This is a genomic window from Flavobacterium sp. Root420, from assembly GCF_001427905.1.
Lineage (GTDB): Bacteria > Bacteroidota > Bacteroidia > Flavobacteriales > Flavobacteriaceae > Flavobacterium.
Map to the genome: position 1 here is coordinate 1 of NZ_LMEF01000029.1, position 19,963 is coordinate 19,963.

The window sequence follows — 19,963 nt, forward strand, 5'->3', positions numbered from 1 at the left end:
CTTAAGGTGGTTATTGCGGCGGGGCTCACCTCTTCCCATCCCGAACAGAGTAGTTAAGCCCGCCTGCGCAGATGGTACTGCAGTTATGTGGGAGAGTATGTCATCGCCTTTCTTTTGAAAACCCTGTTTCTATCGAAACGGGGTTTTTTATTCTTTATTTGTATAATTATATAAATATAAGGTACCTTAGCTCAGATGGTAGAGCAATGGACTGAAAATCCATGTGTCCCTGGTTCGATCCCTGGAGGTACCACATAAATGCTCGGATGGTGAAATTGGTAGACACGCTGGACTTAAAATCCAGTGAACAGCAATGTTCGTGCGGGTTCAAGTCCCGCTCTGAGTACAAGAAGACCCCTTGTTTTTATAAGGGGTCTTTTGTTTTTGGTCGGTTTTAATTAAGGAAATAATTATACTCTATTAAATGGTAAGTCTTTATAACGGATCAAGACAAAACCTCCTGATGTTTTAAAGAGGATCTTGATCCTCTTTTTGTTGCAAATTAGGAAGCAACTCCAGTAGCAAGTAACGCTTTTTAATGAAATAACCCGCCAAATATTTGCGTATAAGGCGGGCGTCCATAATAAACATAATCTTCCATTTTATGTTTACTTCAAAATCTTTTACTATAATTACGAATCCCGTGAATTATATTTTTATGGTGACAATCTATTATAAATATATAACAGAAACGGGATATCTTTTTTCTAATTATTTAACAATTAGATTCATATTTGGGACAATAATATCTCCATTTCCTCCGGAATAACGCTGTGCAAATACCTCAATATAATCATTGGTAGTTAATTCAGCTGATGCATTTAACGGAAGGACTACAATGTCCTGTGCGGCCGCACCTCTACCATAAATTTTAGACTCAGATATAATGGTTCCATTTTTAGCAATATAAATTATATAAATCCCTGCCGCTGGAACCTGAAAAGAAATAGAACCTATAACCTGAAAAATTCTTTTCTTTTTTCCTAGATATTTCAGACGGTAAGGAACGCCATCTGTAGAAAAGCGAAATAAATTTGATGCTGTCGAGACTGTAGTTCCGGTTCCGACCCTTACAGTATTACTGGGATTTAAATTGTTTGTAAAAGAAACACCAATACCAGTACCTACAGCGTAGTCAATAGCTAAATCTCCTACAGCATATGCATCTGCTTCATTCGGAATCCCTGCAGCCCTAACTGACCAGCTGTTGTTAAAATTATAGCCTGTGTAAGTTCCTGTAGTGTAAGGTTTAACATAATTAGCAGGAGTCGGCCCGGTAAAAACAACAGACTCTAAAACAGCATCGCTGGTAATTGTAAGACCCGATGTAGATACATCCACACCAAAGGCACCAGTGCCAACATTAGAGAAACCTCCTTGTTTTTCTATCAAATTAAAAGTTCCTGTAAATTTCTCATAGGTACCTGCATTATTGCTAAACCATGCCTGGTTACTCAATAGCAACTGGCCGATATTCGAGTAAGTAATACCATTTGTATTTCCTGAAAAATTAACGATACTCAAAAAAACTAATCCGTAACCTGCTACAGTTCCAACACTTGTTGCATTTGCAATTATGGTATCTCTAAGCAAAAAGGTTGCGGTCGATGACGCAGCATTTAAATTAAATACAGTTGCGCCTGGGGTCGTAATAGTAAGATTTCTAATGCTTCCCCCTGTAGTGCCATCAAAAAGAACGCCTGATGTTTTGACTATAATATCTTCATTAGCATCCAGACCGTCCAGATAAGCGTTATTTAAATCTATAGGCAAATTAAACACAATCTGGCCATTAATTTCATACAATGTATTGGCTGTTAAAACATACTTGGCACCGCCACCAGCTGCTAATTCTGCAGCAAGAACAACAGCCAGGTTGTCTCCGGCCCTAATACGCTTGAAATTTAATCGTGGAGGGGTTCCACCGCTTAGAATTGCCCAGGACGAAGTAGCGGAATTATAATAATAAAATGATTTTACATCAGTATCATAAACAAGCAATGCATCGGCAGGAGTTGCAATTGCATTTCTCTGTACTGTGGTCATTCTGGGTGCCAGTATACCTTGAGTAGTGGAAGATATATCTAAAACTGAACTTGCATTTGGGGTAACAGTACCAATACCAATTTGTGCATGCCCCAAAAATGTTAAAAACAAAGAAAAAAATAATAATACGGTTTTGTTTTTTTGCGGAGTAGAGTAAGTTACCATAATTTAATATTAATTGAGGATTTTTTTTTAAATGTACGTGTGAGTATATATTCTTATTGGATTGACGTTATTTTCCGGAGTTTGAGATAATTATTTTTTGAGTAATTTTTGTATTATCGTCAGTAAGGAACACTGCAATATAAATTCCAGAACTCAGTCCTGAAGTTGAAAAATTATAACTCTGATCTACTGCTAAATTGTTTTTAGCAAGCACTTTTTTGCCAAGAATGTCATAGAGTGTAAATGATTTGATTATTAAATTATTCGGATTCAGTGCTTTTAAAACTTGATTTTTATTGTCCTGTGCAATAAGAAAATCAGTTTTACTGATCTCATCTGTGCCTAATGTTTTGTTTGTAAAACTGATTTTAAAACGTTCACTGTAGGTTCCGGGAGCAACTGCAACTTCGTACTTGGCATTTTTAATGTCATGATACGAGTTGTCAAGGAGATCATAAAGATAAATAGGCTGCGAATTATCAAAATCTGAAATTTCAGAAATGTAAAATTTAAAGGTTGTATTGGTAGTCACTTTTACCGACAGCGGAATTTTTTTATTTAAATCGAAAGTAACGCCCTGAATTACATAATTTCCATTTTCTATCCAGAAAGAAACATCGTTAGGTAGGCTTTCATCCATATTCCTGGCATCAATACCTCTGTCTACGCCATCGGTAGCTGTTGAAACAAACGCCAAAGCCAACTGTCTTGTAAACTCATTATTTATTATGGTATTTAGCTTAAAATAAGGGACAGGAGAAGGAGGAGGGGGAGGACCATCCTCTAAGTCTGTATTATTATTTGATTTAGAGCTTAAGTTTTTTGACGGTTTTTCAAATTGTGATAAAATATTGTCTTCCCTATAAAATACACGATGAGAATTTCTAAATGTTACTGTTCCATTTGAAGTTCCGTTTATTATGAATCCCTGACCAATCGGAAGATATTTTCGAGCTACAATCGGACTTGTTCCTGCTGGTGGATTATTATTGACGCTACCATCGCTGTTGTAAGATCTAAATGTCGCCGCGGTATAAATACCATTTGATGCCAGGTCAATTGGAGAGTAGGCAGCATATCCTCCTCTGTAAGCCGAGAGGTAATGGGAGTTTACATTTTTGTCCTGCTGCCAAAAATAAGCAATACCGGTTGCAGCAGTATTTGTTGGATCCAAAAGAAAAGCATTCAAATGTAATGCAGACGGGTAGGGATTTCCTGTTAGGGTTGCCGCATTATTAGAACCAACGGTAACGGTAATATTTCCATCATTTGGTTTTCCTCTAAAATCATATCTTTGGGCACTTCCGGGATTGTTTACTATACCGGTTCCCTCCGGATCTGCAGAATCAGAACCACTTGTTCCCTTCATTGTGAATCCTTCACCCGGAGCAATCATAGTAGAGGTTCCAACTTGTACCCATTGGGAATAATTGTTGGCATTGGTTAATTTATAAATCCAGTGTGATGCTATAGTCAATGGATTCGCGATGCCATTATAACTCCCTATAGGAAGTATAGTTGCACCAGCAGAAGCGATTGCAGTGGTAGGCTGATATAATAAAGTAATTCCAAAATTATTGTTGCCTGTAGATACTGCGGTATTACCAACAGGAGAGCACCAGTAATTATAATCAAAATTATCTGAGCTACCTTCCTGGTAAAGGGATAAAACTCCTGTTCCGGTATTTGCAGACGTACTAGTTGTTCCCTGAACCAATTGAGAATTGTTTCTTAAATAAAGAATAGAGTTGGAGGCCAGATTTATATCCTGACCTACATAGAGTACCTGATTCTTAACATAAACAGGTGTATTGGAACCGACATATATTTGAGAAAAACTTTGTAATGAAAATAAAATCGAAATTAATAGTAAAGTTTTTTTCATATTTTTTTGAATTTAATTAATACAGTTAATTTTGAGCTTAAAGGGCACCTCTATTTTTTTTTGAAAATGGTATAGCTCCCAAGCAAAATAGCTGCTGTAAACAGTATAAAAAGCATTGAGTTAATAGGTGCTGCAACTGGATCATCGGGTAAACCTGGGGGTGGGGGATTCTGTGACAGGGCTATTACTGGTATTAGAAAAATTAAATAGAAAGCCAGTTTTTTCATCATTGTAAATAACAGTTAATTAAGATAAGGGAAATCGGCAGATTGTGTAAGGCGTTGTTTTTTAATAGCTTGTATTGCAAATTAAAAGAAATTACTTACGAATAGAAAGAACGAAGTAATAACTGACAGCTATAGGGTATAACTGTTTATTTTGGAACTGGCAAAAAAGAAATATCTGCCAACAGCTGTAATGTATTTAAGACAGTGATTTGAATTCTATGAGGTATTAATTCGGCTCCATTTTAATAATGAATTCAAGAATGGAGTTTTGAGAGTAAAAAAAGAAATATAAGCAGGTGTTTTTTATACTGTCTCACGTATCTTAAGATAATGAATAGATTTCTATAAGTTCATGAGAAAAAAATGGGGATTCATTTCGGATGGGGCATGAAGAATCCGTCCAAATTGAATGCAATTTGAGATAAGTGGACTTTTATATTTTTATAAAGCCGGAGTTAAAAAAGAAGTAATTACAAATAATTCTAAAAATCATTGCAAAATTGCCCTTCGGGAGCTGTCGGTTAATTCTGTAATTAGGTTAAATCTCTAAACTATTCGGTCAAGAAATTCTTTGGTAATTGGTTTAACATGAAAGGCAACTACATTCTTGTTGCTGCTTGACCGGGCTATATCTTCGTTATCAATTGTGGATGATATAATATAAGTTTTACAATAATTTTTTAAGGTAGTTGATAGCTTATCATATGCTTCAAGAAATTCAAATCCGGACATTAGAGGCATATAGATGTCTACAAATATTATTTGCGGCAATTTGGAAATATTGTCCTGGTTCTCCTGCAAATATTTTATGGCTTCTTCTGCTTCGGTATAATGCAACACATATTTCCCAAAATTATTTTTAGTAATCATCCGTGATATAATATATAAATCTACCAGGTTATCATCAATAATCATAACGGTTTCAAATTTTGGGTCTGGTTCTTTTAACATGGTTTCAAATTTTTTAGTATGATATTAAATGTGGTTCCAGCCCCTTTTTCTGACTGAACTTCTATAGTGCCCTGCAACATTTCTACGACATCTTTTACGATATATAATCCGATACCGGAGCCATCTTTGCCCGAGAGTCGAAAAAACAGTTCAAATATTTTTTGATGATATTCCGGAGCAATTCCGATTCCGTTATCCCGTATGTATAAATGAAGATTCTCCTGATCTGAATATCCGACTATTTTTACAAATCTGTCAGCCTGTTCTTTTTTATGGTATTTTATCGCATTGGAAATAAGATTCCTCACAATGGTAGTAAAACGCAATCTGTCTGTAAAAAAAGGATGCTGTTCACTGATTTCAACTTCATAACGAATTCCTTCTGCATCTTTCATGCTTTGGAGCGATTCTATCACATCAAGCACCATTTCATTTAGCGCAATCTGTTGTACTTCAAGTCCTGTACGGTTATTTCGCGAATAACTTAAAATGTTTTTAATAAATTCATCGAGGCGATTAATACTGCTTCGAATCAATTTGGCATGTTTAAGCGTATCGGTTTCCTGACTTTCCGCTTCAATAAAAGCGGTAAGGCCAAGAATCGAAGTCAGAGGGGAACGTAAATCGTGGGATACACTGTACGCAAATCGATCCAGTTCTGAATTGGTTTTGATGAGTTCTCTATTTCTTTTTTCCAGATTTATTTCTGCTTTTATACGATCTGTGATGTCATTGGAAAGAATTAATCTTGCCCGAGTTCCTTCATACATAATATCATGTGCTATGATTTCAACTGTAAAAAGAGTTCCATCTTTCTTTAAATGATTCCATTTTCCTCTGTTGTAATTTGATTGGTTAATTTCTAAAATATCGTTGGATTTTATATAACTAATTTTCTCATTGTTTGGTCGTATGTCCAAAGCAGTCATGGCAAGGAATTCTTCCCGGCTATATCCGTATTTCATAATGGCCATTTTATTTACATCCAGAAATTTAAAAGTTACTAAATCGATCACCCACATCGGCATTGGATTATTGTCGAAAAGGTATCTGTATTTTTTTTCGCTTTTTTTTAGTCTTTTTTCGACCAGTTTCATTTCCGTAATATCAGCCAGTACAATAACAGCTCCGGTTATCTGACCCTCGATATCACGAAAAGGAACTGGGTATGGCAAGACCGAACGCTTGTCTCCATCAGGGCGTTCGATGATTATTTCCTCTCTAAGGATAGGGTCGCCCTCCTTTAGCGCTTTAGCCATAGAGCATAAATTGTACGTCATGGAGCTTTTTTTATTATTGTTAATTTTCCATGAATGATGCCATAAATCTTTTCCTAATTCAGGCTCACTTCCCCATAGGGCAACTGCAGCCTTATTATAGAGCACTATTCGTCCTTCAGCATCACAGGAGTATGTGGCGACAGGTAATTTATGGATCAGATCCCGGTACATTTTTTCACTTTCTTCAATTTTTTTCCGTGACAAAACCTGCTCCGTTACATCATTTCCAAAGAAAAAGATACCGTCAATAGTATTATTGGCATCCTTATGTGCCTGATAGATGAAATTTAAATAAACATCATCTAGTTTTCCGTTGCCATCACGATCAAGTTTAATCAGCATTTCATCGGCAGTAAAGGTTTCACCTGTTTGATAGACATTATCCAATATTTCAAAAATCCCTTGTGTTTCAAGTTCCGGTAAAACTTCTCGTATCGTCTTGCCAATAACATCCTTTTTATCAATTAATTTTAAATAAAGCTCATTGGCCAATTCATAGACATGGTTTGGGCCTTTTAAAATTCCAATACAGGAAGGCGCCTGCGAATATAAATTATAGAACCGCAATCTCTCAATTTCATAAGCGTTTTCTATGTTTTTTTTCTCGGTAATATCCCTGCCTATGCAGTAGCATAAGTTTTTTACATCATCCCATACAGCTGACCATTGCAAATAAACAATATTTCCGTTTTTGTGTATAAACTTTTTTTCAAATATAGGAACCTGTGACCCGCTTTTAAAATCAAAATCTTCATTTATCTGATTATCGTTATCCTCCTGAAGTACGAAGTCAGTGTATTTTTTGCCAATTAATTCTTCAAGTTGGTAGCATAAAATACGCTCTGAGGCTTTATTTACCCAGACAAACTTTCCTTCTTTATCACAAGAACAAATCAGATCCATTGAAAAATCCAAAATTTTACCAAGTTCATGTAGTGGTTCCTCAAAATAATTAGTACTACTACAATTGTTTTTATCGCTTACCGCAGTGTTATCTATTTTATTATTTCCATTCATTGATATAGGAATTGAATTAATGTAAAAGGGATATTTCCTTTTTTATTCTTTAAGTTTTATGAATTTGTTAAAGTCATCTTGTCTTCTTTTGGCAACCGGTAGAATTACCCCATTGGAAAGTTCACAGAAATAACCATCTTTTTTTGAAATTTTAACGATATGGCGAAGATTGATGATGTAGGAATGATGAATTCTAAAAAAATAATTGCTGTCGAGAATAGTACTGTATTCGCCAAGATTTCTGCTTGACATTATGCTGCTTCCGTTAGAAAGCATAAAAACAGTATATTTTCCGTCTGCTTTGCAAAAAATGATTTCTGCCATGGGTATAAGTTCTATTTTTTCTAAAGATGCTACGGCAACATAATCATTTGTTTGATTTGCAGTATTTATAATGATATTATTAACTTTTTGATTTTGATAAGAGAGTTCCATTGCTCTTCTTTTAATAACCTTATATACTGCTATAATAAGGGCATTAAAATCAATTGGTTTTAATAAAAAATCAACAGCATCATGTTTAAAAGCTTTGATAGCATAATCTTTATGTGCGGAGATAAATACGAGTTTTGGAATGAGAAATTCCAATCGTTCAAGTATCTCAAAAAAAAGATTATTTTCAAGAACAATGTCCAAAAGAATAACATCCGGTTTCTTTTCTTTTATAAGTACAGCGGCCTCTTTTACGCAATTAGTATCCCCAACTATTTTCATTATCATGGAGTTCTCTTCTTCAAATTTTTTTAAAATTAGAAAAGTCTCTTTTTGTTCTGATATGATTACGGCGTTGATAGGGGTCATGGCTTTCTTTTTATTATTTCTACAATACAATTTAGGCCTGAAGTACATTTTTTAAAATAGTGACTATCAGTTGTTTATTTGATAAAAAAAATGGTGTATATTAAAATAGAAAGTACAGAAACATTGATTAATACTAGATATTTATCTAGAGCATTTAACTTGAAAGTAATAAATGCACCAATACCGGTATAAGTGTTTACAATACGTGTATTTGCGTGATTATTATCGTTTTTAATATAATCAATAATCATTTATACTAATTAACATTAGACATTGTCAAATTTATTAATTTGACAAGCGTTTATTTTACATCATTTGGTTTAAATTTTATATCATTTGGTTTAAATTTTATAAATTTTGTGTGAAAAACTACTAATTTTTAGCTGCTTATATTTTTAAGTTTTACTATTAAAGTTTTGGAGTTTCTCATAAAAAAAAGCCCTAAAAAATTAGGGCTTTTTTGCAGAGGATTTGCATCAATTTAGGTTAGAATCTTATTTTTATTTTTGATTAATAATAAACTAGACCATGATTTATTACAAATCAAAAGGCATCAATTGTAAACAATACATTCATTTGAAATTATAATTCATTTTTTAGAATTTGATATAAATTTTTAGAATTTGTTTTTTATTCCTGATTATAAATTCAGAAATCTAAACTCAGTGACTAAGCAATTAGAGAAAAGTATTTTAAAACGATTTATATAGACCAGTAGTACCGTAACCCGATAAGAACCATTTTTTATCTTCTGTGAGACTATGTGATTTTACACCTGGTTTGATCAAAAAAGTTTGTCCCACGGATTATCGGTTCTGAAAGGAACTGCAGGAAGTCCTTCCTTGTTAATGAAATTGGATTGGGCAGCTTCGTTCCAGCCAAAACGAACCGAAACCGGATTTGGAATTTCAGGTGCAGAAAGGATTATTTTACTGCCTTTTATTTCTGCTTTTGCAGGGGTAAATTTTCCATCAGTTCCGGCTATGCTAAACCAGCTAAGTGGTTTTCCATCACGGCTTGCCAAACCACTTCCAGTATTTGAAAAAGTGATTTCAACGGTGTGGTCCATTGTCTTCATTTTTGTATACACAGGGCCGGAATAAACGACATTTTTTTGCCCGTACGCCTTATTTGCGGCAACAAGACTCAATCGGCGACCAATTTCCCATTTATATCCCGGATGCAAATCAGCGATAGTGTCGACTAAATCGGTAATGGCAATAGTATTCGTATTTTGCAAATGCAGGACAAGCTGTTGTGCTTCCCAGAATTCGGGAAGATTTTCGGTAGTGTGAGGACGATCATCTTTGGTAGTCGAATAAGCGTAGGGAGCAAGTTGAACAAAGTAAAAAGGTAGTTTTTTGTCGTTCCAGTCGTTTCGCCAGCTTTCAATTAGTGTTTTAAACTTGTAGGCATATCGGATATTTTCATTCAGAAAACAATTTGATTCTCCTTGATACCATAGAAATCCTTTCAATGCATACGGGATTAGCGGTTGTATCATCGTGTCATAAAATTTACCGGGATCGCCACCATCGGCACTAAGTTTATCCAGTGTTTTTCCGTTTTTCATTGTAGGTGACACTTCCATTTTCGAAGCCTCAATCCAGGGTTCAATCCTACTGCCGGGCACTGCCGCAGAAATCATTCCGATCGGCACGTGTAATTTAGAATATAAATCTTTCGCAAAATAATACCCCACAGCCGAAAAATCGACTAACGATCTTCCCATTGCTGAGTCCCAGCCCAAGTGCTCAGGACTTGGATCCATGTATTTTCTGCGATCCAGAAAAATGCGAATATTGGGATTATTTGCTTTATTCAAATCATCCTCAGGAGGTCTGTATCCCTTCACTGCCGATTCGAATTTACTGTATTTTCGCATGGCATATTCCATGTTTGACTGGCCAGAGCAAAGCCAGACTTCTCCCACCAGTATATTTTTCAGAATGATTGTATTTGTTCCTTTAATGGTCATTTCACGTGGTGTAGATGATGCCTTCATCGGCTTGAGTTTAACTGACCATTTGCCAGAGTTATCAGCAATCGTTGTTTTGTTTTGTCCCGCGAAATCTATCGATATTTTTTCGCCTGGACTGGCGGTTCCCCAAACGGGAACATCTTTTAGTTGCTGTAAAACCATGTTGTGTCCCAAAATTTTCGGGAGCGTAACCTGACTAAAAAGATTGAAGGTACATACAAGTAAAATGCTTAATGAGGAGAAAGTAAATTTATTCAAATACATATTTTCTGTTGTTATAAAGTTGTCAGTGTCCAAGAGTTCTCAATACCCTTTTTTCGCTATTGAGAGGTGCTGTTGACAGATGGAGTATATTTATTCTAATTAGTTATGTAACTACTTAGTTTTTAATGGTTAGTTCCAAAAATAAAAAAATACGACTCCGTATCTATCCTGTTGTATCCTGAAGGGTTTTCTCAAAACTATAACTTTTATAATTTTTCATGTGAGAGCAAGATTCAACCAATCGCCAGAAGCCCTGGGCCCCATGCTACATTTTTGAATTTTTAGCCGTGTCTTACAGGTAATGATAATTTAATATTTATTTATTGAGTAAAAAAACAGGTCTTTTTTTAAGTATTAAGTTTTTTTAATGCTAAAAAAATATCAAATTACCATTATGACCTTCTTTTTTTTCCAATTTACCCCTGCCGTAATATGTAAGATAAGCATTACTTTGTATTATTGTTACCTAATTTGCTTTATTACCAGGTTACAATTACAATTCTATATTTTACTAACTAAAACCAAACAAACCCATGAACCGACCTTATGATTAATTGTAAAAATGCATTTTAAATATAATTCGGGCCTCCTGCTAATTTTTAAAAATAATTTCAAATTAAAAGCGGTCCCGTTATTTTAATGCGTTGCCTGACTATTATGCAAACTATAGAAATAGAATGTAGATATTATATAAATAGTCGGAATAGATTCAGAATATTAATTTAATAATTTAAACAATTGTATGTTAATGAAAAAAAGGTATTTACTTATGTTAAGCATCATTGTATGTGCATGCTCAAAAGATGAAGTTACTGAAATCAATCAGACAAGTCTAACAGAAAATGAATCCGTAATTGAAAATACGGTGAAAAATAATAATCTTACTGCAAAAGTAGGAGCGGCATCGATTGCAGGACTGAATTGGGCAGACGGACGCGATAATTTTGTGGATGGCTGGGTTATTCCATCAGGTTTAGCATCAGGTGATAATTATGCCACAGTTGTGGCAAAAACAGATGCAATATTAAATGGTTTTACAAGTAAAATAAATGGGGTTAATACTATTCGTATTCCAATTAATCCACCCTCTGTTTCTGAGAGTTGGTGGGCTAGTTATCAAGGAGTGATAGATAAGGCGACCAGTAAAGGCTGGAAAGTAATTATTGCGTGTTGGGAGTCTTCATCATCAAAAGATGGAATTATTGACAATACAACTGCTTTTTGGAGTATGTGGACTACCGTTGTAAATAAATATCAAGGTAACTCAAATGTATATTTTGAGCCATTCAACGAGCCTCATGGATATACTTTAGCTCAGTTAACAACTATTTATGCTCAGTTTCTTTCCACTTATCCGAATGTTCCAAAAGGACGAATAATTTTGGGAGGAACAGGATATTCGGAAACTGTTACCGGAGTTGGGGCAGATACTCGTTTTAATGGATGTTTATTAGGATTGCATAATTATGCTTTTTGGGCCACCAGATCAGTTACACAATGGAGAGCAGATTGGCGCAGCAGGGTAGGAAGTTATGCTAGTCGAACAGTAATTACTGAATTTGGTGCCGGAATGAACTCCGGTAAAGATTATCAAAACGGAAATCAGTCTGACAATGAAATTGCTTATATAGTAGCAACCAGTGATGTATGCAGAACAGATCAAATTGCCAGCGTTTATTGGCCTGGTTTAAGAGATGGTGATTCTTATAGTTTGTTTACCAGAGGTGGAAGCGGAACTAATATTACAATTAATACAGTTAACAGTTCTGGTGTATTTCGTGTAAGATATGGCTGGGGTGAGAACTAATTGAAAAAAATAAATTTTATTTTAGAAGAAGGCCTTCAATGGCCTTCTTCTATATTTGAAGTGAAGATTTAAACAACTAAATAGAAATTTCATCTTTGTTCAAATTCAGAATAGTCCCGTACGCTATTGCAGCCTTGTGCACCTGAATCACCCAGTCATCTGCAGCATTATCATCTGCACCATCTGAAATATATTTTAAACACAAAAATGGAATATTTTCTTTCATTGCAATCATGGCCAATGCGTAGGCTTCCATATCTACGACATTATATATTTTACTATTATGACCCATTTCAAAATTATCCCCGGTTCCGCAAATACCTGTCTGCAAACCTTCCATTTCAAACCCGTATTCAAGAAGTATGGGCAAATTTGATAACGGAGTTTCATATTGTTTAAAGCCTAAGCCTCTGACATCCATATCTCTCTGAATAAATTTAGTGCAGCAAATGACCTCACCTTTCTGAAAGTAATTGCTTCCTGCCGATCCAAGATTTACAATGAGTGATGGTTTTTTATGTTGAATGGCTTTGGATAATTCATAAGCGGCATTTACTTTTCCAATTCCGGTAATGAGCGTGTTATGTTCATCAAATACATCCGCTGCTTCAGATTGCAGTGCAAATGAAAATAATATATGCTCTAATGGGAATGATAGCTCTTTTGTAATTCTGATCATTTGTAAATTTATTTTAATGCAAAGATGCTCAATTAGAATAGATAAAATGTTATGATAGCAAAGGATTTGAATGAGTTGCTAAATTTATTATTTCTGTATATTGCAGTAAATTAAATTGTTTGCAGATAATCTGTATTTGATAAAATTTTATATAAATTAGTTAAAAATAAAATAGTAGAGGTTATAAAAAAATTTGACTTTTTTATAAGTGTGGGTTTTACAATTATACTTAATAATAAAACAAAACCATATTATGTGTAAAGTAATAAAGTGTTGGCTGACAGTTATTTCACTTCAATTTTGTGTGACCTCATACGGTCAGAGTCCTGAAATTAAAATTGACCTTAATAAAGAAATAGGTCCTATGAAACCAGTATGGGCATGGTTTGGGTATGACGAACCCAACTATACTTATATGAAGGATGGTAAAAAACTTCTTAGTGAAATTGCTGCATTAAGCCCCGTGCCAGTTTATGTGCGTACACATAGTTTGCTTGTAACGGGTGATGGTACTGCCGCTTTGAAGTGGGGTTCTACCAATGCTTATACAGAAGATGGTAATGGAAATCCGATATACAATTGGAGAATTATTGATAGTATTTTTGATACCTATGTTTCGCGTGGTATGAAACCCTTGGCTCAAATCGGTTTTATGCCTGAAGGTTTATCTACACATCCTGTTCCATACAGACATTATTGGAAACCCGGAGATCCTTACACTGATATTATTACCGGATGGGCCTATCCGCCTAAAGATTATGATAAATGGAGAAATCTTGTATATGAATGGGTTAAACATTCGGTAGAGCGTTACGGACAAAAAGAAGTAGAAAGCTGGTATTGGGAGGTTTGGAATGAACCAAACGGACATTACTGGAAAGGTACTCGTGAAGAATTTTTTAAGATGTATGATTATGCTGCAGACGGACTTAAAAAAGCGTTGCCAACAGCAAAAATTGGAGGTATTAATATTGCCGGAACAAGGGGTAAGGGCGCTCGGGAATGGACTAGTGACTTTATTAAACATTGTATCAGTGGTATCAACTATGCTACAGGTAAGAAAGGTTCACCGATGGATGCTATACTTTTTCATGCTAAAGGATGGCCTAAATTAGTGGATGGAACAGTACGAATGGATATGGCCCCGCAATTAAATGATATCGAAACTGGTTTTAAGCTCACGATGTCCTATCCGGAAACTAAAGATCTTCCAATTATTATAGGGGAGTCGGATCCTGAAGGTTGTGCCGCTTGCGGAATGGCAACCAATCCGGAAAATGCGTATCGAAACGGTACTATGTATTCAAGTTATACAGCGGCTTCTTTTGCACGCAAATATATATTGGCAGATCAGACAAAAGCCAATTTTCTCGGCGCGGTTTCCTGGTCTTTTGAGTTTGAAAACCAACCTTGGTTTTATGGTTTTCGTGATCTTGCAACCAATGGAGTTGACAAACCGGTGTTAAATGTTTTCAGAATGTTTGGAATGATGTCCGGCACACGTTTAAATGTTGTTAGCAATCGTATGTATCCGGTCGAAGAGGTGCTGAAATCTAGTATTCGTGGTGCTCAATCTGATATTGGCGCACTGGCTTCCAAAGACTCAAAATCTGTAGCTATAATGGTTTGGAATTATCACGATGATGACAAACCCGGACCAACAGAAATTGTTACTCTTTCTATTGAAAATATCTCGGCTAAAAAGGCTTCTATGAATATTTATTTAATCGATAAGGAAAACAGCAATTCTTATGAAGTATGGAAAAAAATGGGATCACCGCAAAATCCTACGCAACAACAGATCGAGATACTTGAGAAATCGGGAAAACTAAAAAGGATATCTGCAAAAAAAATAAAAATAAGGGCCAACAAAACAGTTGTAACTTTAAAAATGGAGCGTCAGGCAGTGGCTTTGGTAAAACTGGAATGGTAACATTAAATAAAGAAATTGGATCTCAAATAATCTTTAGGAGTTTGCTGATATAATAATGATTTTAGAATAAAAAGAATATGAATATCGATTTAAATAGTCAATTAAAAGGAAATTTAGTCATGGTTAAAAGTTTGTTTTTAATGATGTTATTTTTTTCATTCAGTGTCAGCGCTCAGTTAAAAACTACCGAGAGTGAAATCGGTTTAGGGTGGAGCAATAATTCTGTTAATACCGTTATTTTTAGAAACAGCACGCTGACTTCTTTTAAAGGAAATCAATATACGGCATACTATGATCCTGATGGTCGAATGGTTTTAGCGAAGCGCAAATTAAATTCAAAAAAATGGGACAAAGTTGTCAGTCCGTACAGTGGCAATGTAAAAGATGCTCATAATGATATCAGCATAGCAATAGATTCTGATGGTTACCTTCATGTGAGTTGGGATCATCATGATACCCGTTTGCGTTATGCCAGAAGTAAAACACCATTTAGTTTAGAACTGGGGGAAGAAAAACCAATGACAGGGCAGGATGAGGCTAAAGTAACGTATCCTGAATTTCATAATTTACCTAATGGCAATTTATTGTTTTGCTATCGTTCGGGGGCTTCCGGACAAGGAAATATGATTATGAAATGGTATGATGTAAAAACGCAGCAATGGACTTCCCTACAAAATAATTTAATTGACGGCGAAAATCAACGCAGTGCCTATTGGCAAATGTGCGTAGGTGATAAAGGAATTTATATTTCGTGGGTTTGGAGAGAAAGCTGGGATGTATCTACCAACCATGATATTTGTTATGCTTTTTCTGCTGATGGAGGAAAAACATGGGAAAAATCTACAGGAGAAAAATACACCCTTCCTATTACAAAAGCAACCGCTGAACATGCCTGGGAGGTACCCCAAAACAGCAGTTTAATCAATCAGACGGCGATGACGGTTGATGAGCAGGGAAATCCGTTTATTGCCACTTATTGGGATACTAACGGAGTGCCACAATATAAAGTAGTGTATTTATCTGGCGGGAAATGGAATTTAATTACTACCGATTTTCATGTCAAACCCTTTACTTTAGGGGGAGGAGGCACCAAAAGAATTCCTATTTCACGCCCTGAAATTTTAGTAGATAAATCGATGTTGTATTTGCTTTTTAGAGATGAAGAAAGGGAAAATAAAATAACATTAGGTTATGCAAATTTGCAAAAAACAAACTGGAAGGCACAAGATCTCAGCCGCTTTTCTGTCGGACAATGGGAACCTAATTTTGATAAAGAACTCTGGAGAGATCAAAAGCAATTGCATATTTTCTCTCAAAATGTAACTCAGGCAGACGCAGAAGGATTAAGTAAAGCAGATCCTCAGCCTGTACAAATTTTAGAAGTAAAACGAATGCCAATGTAGTAATTCACAAATCAAAAAAAACTTAATTTTTTTTCATATAACGTAAATTTTCCCTTCAACATTTTTTAATTTAATAATTATGGATAATGCAGAGTATTGGCTTGTCAATATTTTTTTGGCTGTTTATGTTGATATACCCCTTCTAATTTATTGTAGAGCCCCTCTTGTCTTATATGTCGTTATCTAAATTTGTGAAGTTGTTTTTTATTTCTGAGTTGGGCCTTGTTATTTTTTATTGGGACAAATGCATTTCTTTTTTAGTGTGTTTTTTAATGATTATTGATAAGGTTAATTTGAAATAAAATCCAGGAGTATTAAATTTTTAATTTCCATTTTTTAAAATAATTAAATGAAAAAAATTGTATTAGCACTTGCTTTATTTTTGAGCCTGCAAAATAATTATGCCCAGAATAATGAATGGGAAAATCCTCAAATTTTAGACAGAGGAAAAGAAGCAGGCCGAAGTTCCTTTCTTTTATTCAGTAATGAATCGGAAGTGAAAGGCAATAATCCTCAAAAATCAGAATTGTATCAGAGTTTGAATGGAAACTGGAAATTCAATATTGTTAAAAATCCTTCTCAAAGACCCGTAGATTTCTATGCCGTAAATTTGGATGATACCAATTGGAAAAACATTCAGGTGCCTTCTAACTGGGAAATAGAAGGGTATGATATTCCTATTTATACCAATATTACATATCCATTTCCTAAAAATCCCCCTTTTATAAACGGTGATTATAACCCGGTAGGAAGTTATAGACGCACTTTTACCATTGCTGATTCATGGAAAGACAAAGAAATTATACTTCATTTTGGATCCATAAGTGGTTATGCGAAAGTCTTCTTAAACGGAAAAGAAGTGGGAATGACAAAAGCAGCAAAAACGCCAGCCGAATTTAATATTACTTCTTTTTTAAAGAAAGGCGATAATTTGATTGCAGTACAGGTGTTTCGCTGGCATGATGGAAGTTATTTAGAAGATCAGGATTTTTGGAGATTAAGTGGTGTTGAACGCGATGTTTATTTGCAGGCAATGCCTAAAACTACTATCTGGGATTATTTTGTAAAAAGCGACTTGGACAATCAATATAAAAACGGAATTTTCAGTCTTGATGTTACTTTAAAATATTTTGAAAACAATACAATTAAAAATCCTTCTGTCAAAGTTGAATTGTTTGACAATCAAGGAAATGTTGTTTATTCCGAAAATAAAAAAGTAAACACTAAAGAGCAAAAAATCAGCTTTGAAAAAACACTTGAAAATGTAAAACAATGGAATGCCGAAACGCCAAATTTATATCGATATACCATTTCATTATTGGATATTAAAGGAAAAACACTAGAAATAGTTTCTAAAAAAACAGGCTTTAGAAAAATTGAAATTAAAGATGCAAGATTGTTAGTTAATGGCAAGGTCATTTTTGTAAAAGGAGTTAATATACACGAGCATGACGATCAAAAAGGACATGTTCCTGTTGAAGCAACAACACTGAAAGACCTTAAATTAATGAAGGAATATAATATTAATGCTATTAGAATGAGTCATTATCCGCATGATAGCCATATCTACGATTTATGTGATGAATATGGTTTTTATGTTGTTGATGAGGCTAATATCGAATCGCATGCAATGGGCGCAGAGTGGCAAAATTGGTTTGACAAAACAAAACATCCTGCTTATTTGCCAGAATGGGCACCTGCTCATTTGGATCGCATAAAAAGAATGTTTGCACTGGATAAAAATCATCCCTCTATTATAATCTGGTCCTTAGGAAATGAATGCGGAAATGGCCCTGTTTTTTATGATGCCTACGATTGGCTAAAACAAGCAGATTCTACCCGCCCGGTTCAGTCTGAGCAGGCAGGAGAAAATAAAAATACAGATATCGTAGCTCCAATGTATCCGGGCATTAAAAGTATGAAGGACTACGCAAATTCTGACAAAACACGCCCTTATATTATGTGTGAATATGCACACGCTATGGGAAATAGTAGTGGAAACTTTCAGGAGTACTGGGACATTATAAATAACAGTAAACGTATGCAAGGCGGGTTTATTTGGGATTGGATTGACCAGGGATTGAAAACGAAAAATGAAAAAGGAGTTACATTTTGGGCGTATGGCGGAGATTTAGGAGGTGCCGATTTACAAAATGATGAGAATGGTTGTGCAGATGGTCTTGTGTTTTCTAACAGAACTCCAAAACCAGCATTAAATGAAGTGAAAAAAGTATACCAAAACATTCAGTTTCAATTCAATAATGAAACAGATTTAGTGGTAACAAATCATTATAATTTTACCGATCTTTCTAATTATACCTTTAAATGGGAACTGATTAAAAACGGATTGAAAACAAAATCCGGAGAATTTAATTTAGAGGCAGCTCCCGAAGAAAGTAAAAAAGTCGCTTTAGATTTAGGATCACTTGATGAGAATTCAGAGTGTTTTTTAAATGTTTTTGCAGTTTCAAAATACGATGCGCCTTTGGTTGCTAAAGGTTATGAATTTGCAAGAGAGCAATTTAAAGTTGGAAAAGGTTCTTATTTCAATACTACTACCGTTGCCAAAAGTGGGACAAAATTGAAGTACACTGTAAAAAATAATGTACTGTCTTTTGAGACTGAAAATAGTGCAGGAGAATTTGATTTGAAAAAAGGAGAGATTCTGAAATACAATCTGAAAAATAGCGATAATACAGTTATTACCAATTTTCCAACTCCCTATTTCTGGCGTGCTCCAACTGATAATGATTTTGGAAACGGAATGCCAAATAAATTGGCAATTTGGAAAGAAGCATCGAAAAATCCGACTGTAGTAAGTGTTACTATGGATAAAAATACTGCAGAAGGTTTACTTGTAAAAGTGGCTTATAAATTAGCTCAGGCTGATGTTCCTTACACTGTTGCGTATTTGATTCAAAATAATGGAGCTATAAAACTTACCGCATCTATTGATTTGACTGGAAAAGATTTACCTGAAATACCGCGTTTCGGAATGCGTTTGAAATTAAATGGTTCGTATGATAATTTGAGTTATTATGGAAGAGGTCCATGGGAAAATTATTCAGATAGAAATTCGGCTTCATTTGTTGGAGAATATTCAGATAAGGTAATGAATCAATATGCGAGAAATTATATTCGTCCTCAGGAATCAGGTTACAAAACAGATGTTCGTTGGCTGGCTTTAAAAAATGATAATGGACAAGGCATAAAAATTGAAGGCCAACAAGCGGTTAGTTTTAGCGCATTGAATATTTCGACAGAAGATTTGGATCCTGGAAAAACTAAGGCACAACGCCATCCTTCAGATTTAGATTTAGATTCTAAAGAAGCAGTGTACCTGCATTTAGATTATAAGCAAAGAGGTTTGGGCGGCGATGATAGTTGGGGACGTCCTCCTCATGATCCTTATCGATTATTAGATAAGCAATACAGTTATTCATATACAATTTCATTAGTTAATTAGTTTAGCGTTTTTCGTTATGTTTGTACAGAAGGGCCTATGATATTTAGTCATAGGTTTT

General features: G+C 34.9%; 11 protein-coding genes, 2 tRNA genes and 1 rRNA gene. 7 read left to right on the forward strand and 7 right to left on the reverse strand.

Annotation, left to right across the window (positions count from 1 at the left end; translation table 11 throughout):
• Nucleotides 1-2: 2 nt before the first annotated feature.
• From rrf to ASC72_RS14595, 3 genes are all read left to right on the forward strand, one after another.
• Nucleotides 3-112: ribosomal RNA gene (rrf, locus tag ASC72_RS14585) — 5S ribosomal RNA — on the forward strand.
• Between the two features lie 68 nt (nucleotides 113-180).
• A tRNA-Phe gene (locus ASC72_RS14590) sits at nucleotides 181-253 on the forward strand.
• Between the two features lie 7 nt (nucleotides 254-260).
• Nucleotides 261-346: transfer RNA gene (locus ASC72_RS14595), tRNA-Leu, on the forward strand.
• A gap of 365 nt (nucleotides 347-711) precedes the next feature.
• On the opposite strand, the gene ASC72_RS14600 is transcribed toward ASC72_RS14595, so the two are convergent.
• The 6 genes from ASC72_RS14600 to ASC72_RS14625 all read right to left on the reverse strand — a co-directional run bounded on the left by ASC72_RS14600 (nucleotide 712) and on the right by ASC72_RS14625 (nucleotide 10,611).
• Nucleotides 712-2,211 (reverse strand): hypothetical protein, encoded by a 1,500-nt coding sequence (locus ASC72_RS14600; protein ID WP_056192032.1) that lies wholly within the window; start codon nucleotides 2,209-2,211, stop codon nucleotides 712-714.
• A 67-nt stretch (nucleotides 2,212-2,278) separates the two neighbouring features.
• On the reverse strand, nucleotides 2,279-4,096 hold the full coding sequence (locus tag ASC72_RS14605; RefSeq protein WP_056192035.1) for a T9SS type A sorting domain-containing protein: 1,818 nt from the start codon (nucleotides 4,094-4,096) through the stop codon (nucleotides 2,279-2,281).
• Between the two features lie 773 nt (nucleotides 4,097-4,869).
• Nucleotides 4,870-5,274 (reverse strand): response regulator, encoded by a 405-nt coding sequence (locus ASC72_RS14610; protein ID WP_056192038.1) that lies wholly within the window; start codon nucleotides 5,272-5,274, stop codon nucleotides 4,870-4,872.
• Nucleotides 5,268-7,571, reverse strand: a complete 2,304-nt coding sequence (locus ASC72_RS14615) for a PAS domain S-box protein (RefSeq protein WP_056192041.1) — start codon at nucleotides 7,569-7,571, stop codon at nucleotides 5,268-5,270. The genes ASC72_RS14610 and ASC72_RS14615 overlap by 7 nt, the downstream gene beginning before the upstream one ends.
• Before the next feature lie 42 nt (nucleotides 7,572-7,613).
• The gene (locus ASC72_RS14620; RefSeq protein ID WP_056192044.1) at nucleotides 7,614-8,372 is read right to left on the reverse strand and encodes a LytTR family DNA-binding domain-containing protein; all 759 of its coding nucleotides are present in this window, start codon (nucleotides 8,370-8,372) and stop codon (nucleotides 7,614-7,616) included.
• Between the two features lie 784 nt (nucleotides 8,373-9,156).
• Entirely contained in the window at nucleotides 9,157-10,611 is a 1,455-nt protein-coding gene (locus tag ASC72_RS14625) for a sialate O-acetylesterase (RefSeq protein ID WP_198528508.1), read from the reverse strand.
• A 775-nt stretch (nucleotides 10,612-11,386) separates the two neighbouring features.
• Here ASC72_RS14625 and ASC72_RS14630 point away from each other — a divergent pair.
• Entirely contained in the window at nucleotides 11,387-12,424 is a 1,038-nt protein-coding gene (locus tag ASC72_RS14630; protein ID WP_082564312.1) for a cellulase family glycosylhydrolase, read from the forward strand.
• Between the two features lie 76 nt (nucleotides 12,425-12,500).
• Here ASC72_RS14630 and ASC72_RS14635 read toward each other — a convergent pair whose 3' ends face one another.
• Nucleotides 12,501-13,103 carry a nucleosidase gene (locus ASC72_RS14635; RefSeq protein ID WP_117595799.1) on the reverse strand — a complete coding sequence of 201 codons (603 nt, stop codon included), beginning with the start codon at nucleotides 13,101-13,103 and terminating at the stop codon, nucleotides 12,501-12,503.
• Between the two features lie 253 nt (nucleotides 13,104-13,356).
• Here ASC72_RS14635 and ASC72_RS14640 point away from each other — a divergent pair, with 253 nt between their 5' ends.
• The 3 genes from ASC72_RS14640 (at nucleotide 13,357) to ASC72_RS14650 (ending at nucleotide 19,905) form a co-directional block, all read left to right on the forward strand.
• Nucleotides 13,357-15,036: a beta-xylosidase gene (locus ASC72_RS14640; protein WP_056192047.1), complete on the forward strand. Its 1,680-nt coding sequence runs from the start codon at nucleotides 13,357-13,359 to the stop codon at nucleotides 15,034-15,036.
• Nucleotides 15,037-15,113: 77 nt separating this feature from the next.
• A complete protein-coding gene (locus ASC72_RS14645; protein ID WP_056192050.1) occupies nucleotides 15,114-16,439 on the forward strand; it encodes a BNR repeat-containing protein in 1,326 nt (441 codons plus the stop codon).
• A gap of 349 nt (nucleotides 16,440-16,788) precedes the next feature.
• Nucleotides 16,789-19,905: a glycoside hydrolase family 2 TIM barrel-domain containing protein gene (locus ASC72_RS14650; RefSeq protein ID WP_056192053.1), complete on the forward strand. Its 3,117-nt coding sequence runs from the start codon at nucleotides 16,789-16,791 to the stop codon at nucleotides 19,903-19,905.
• Nucleotides 19,906-19,963: the final 58 nt, after the last annotated feature.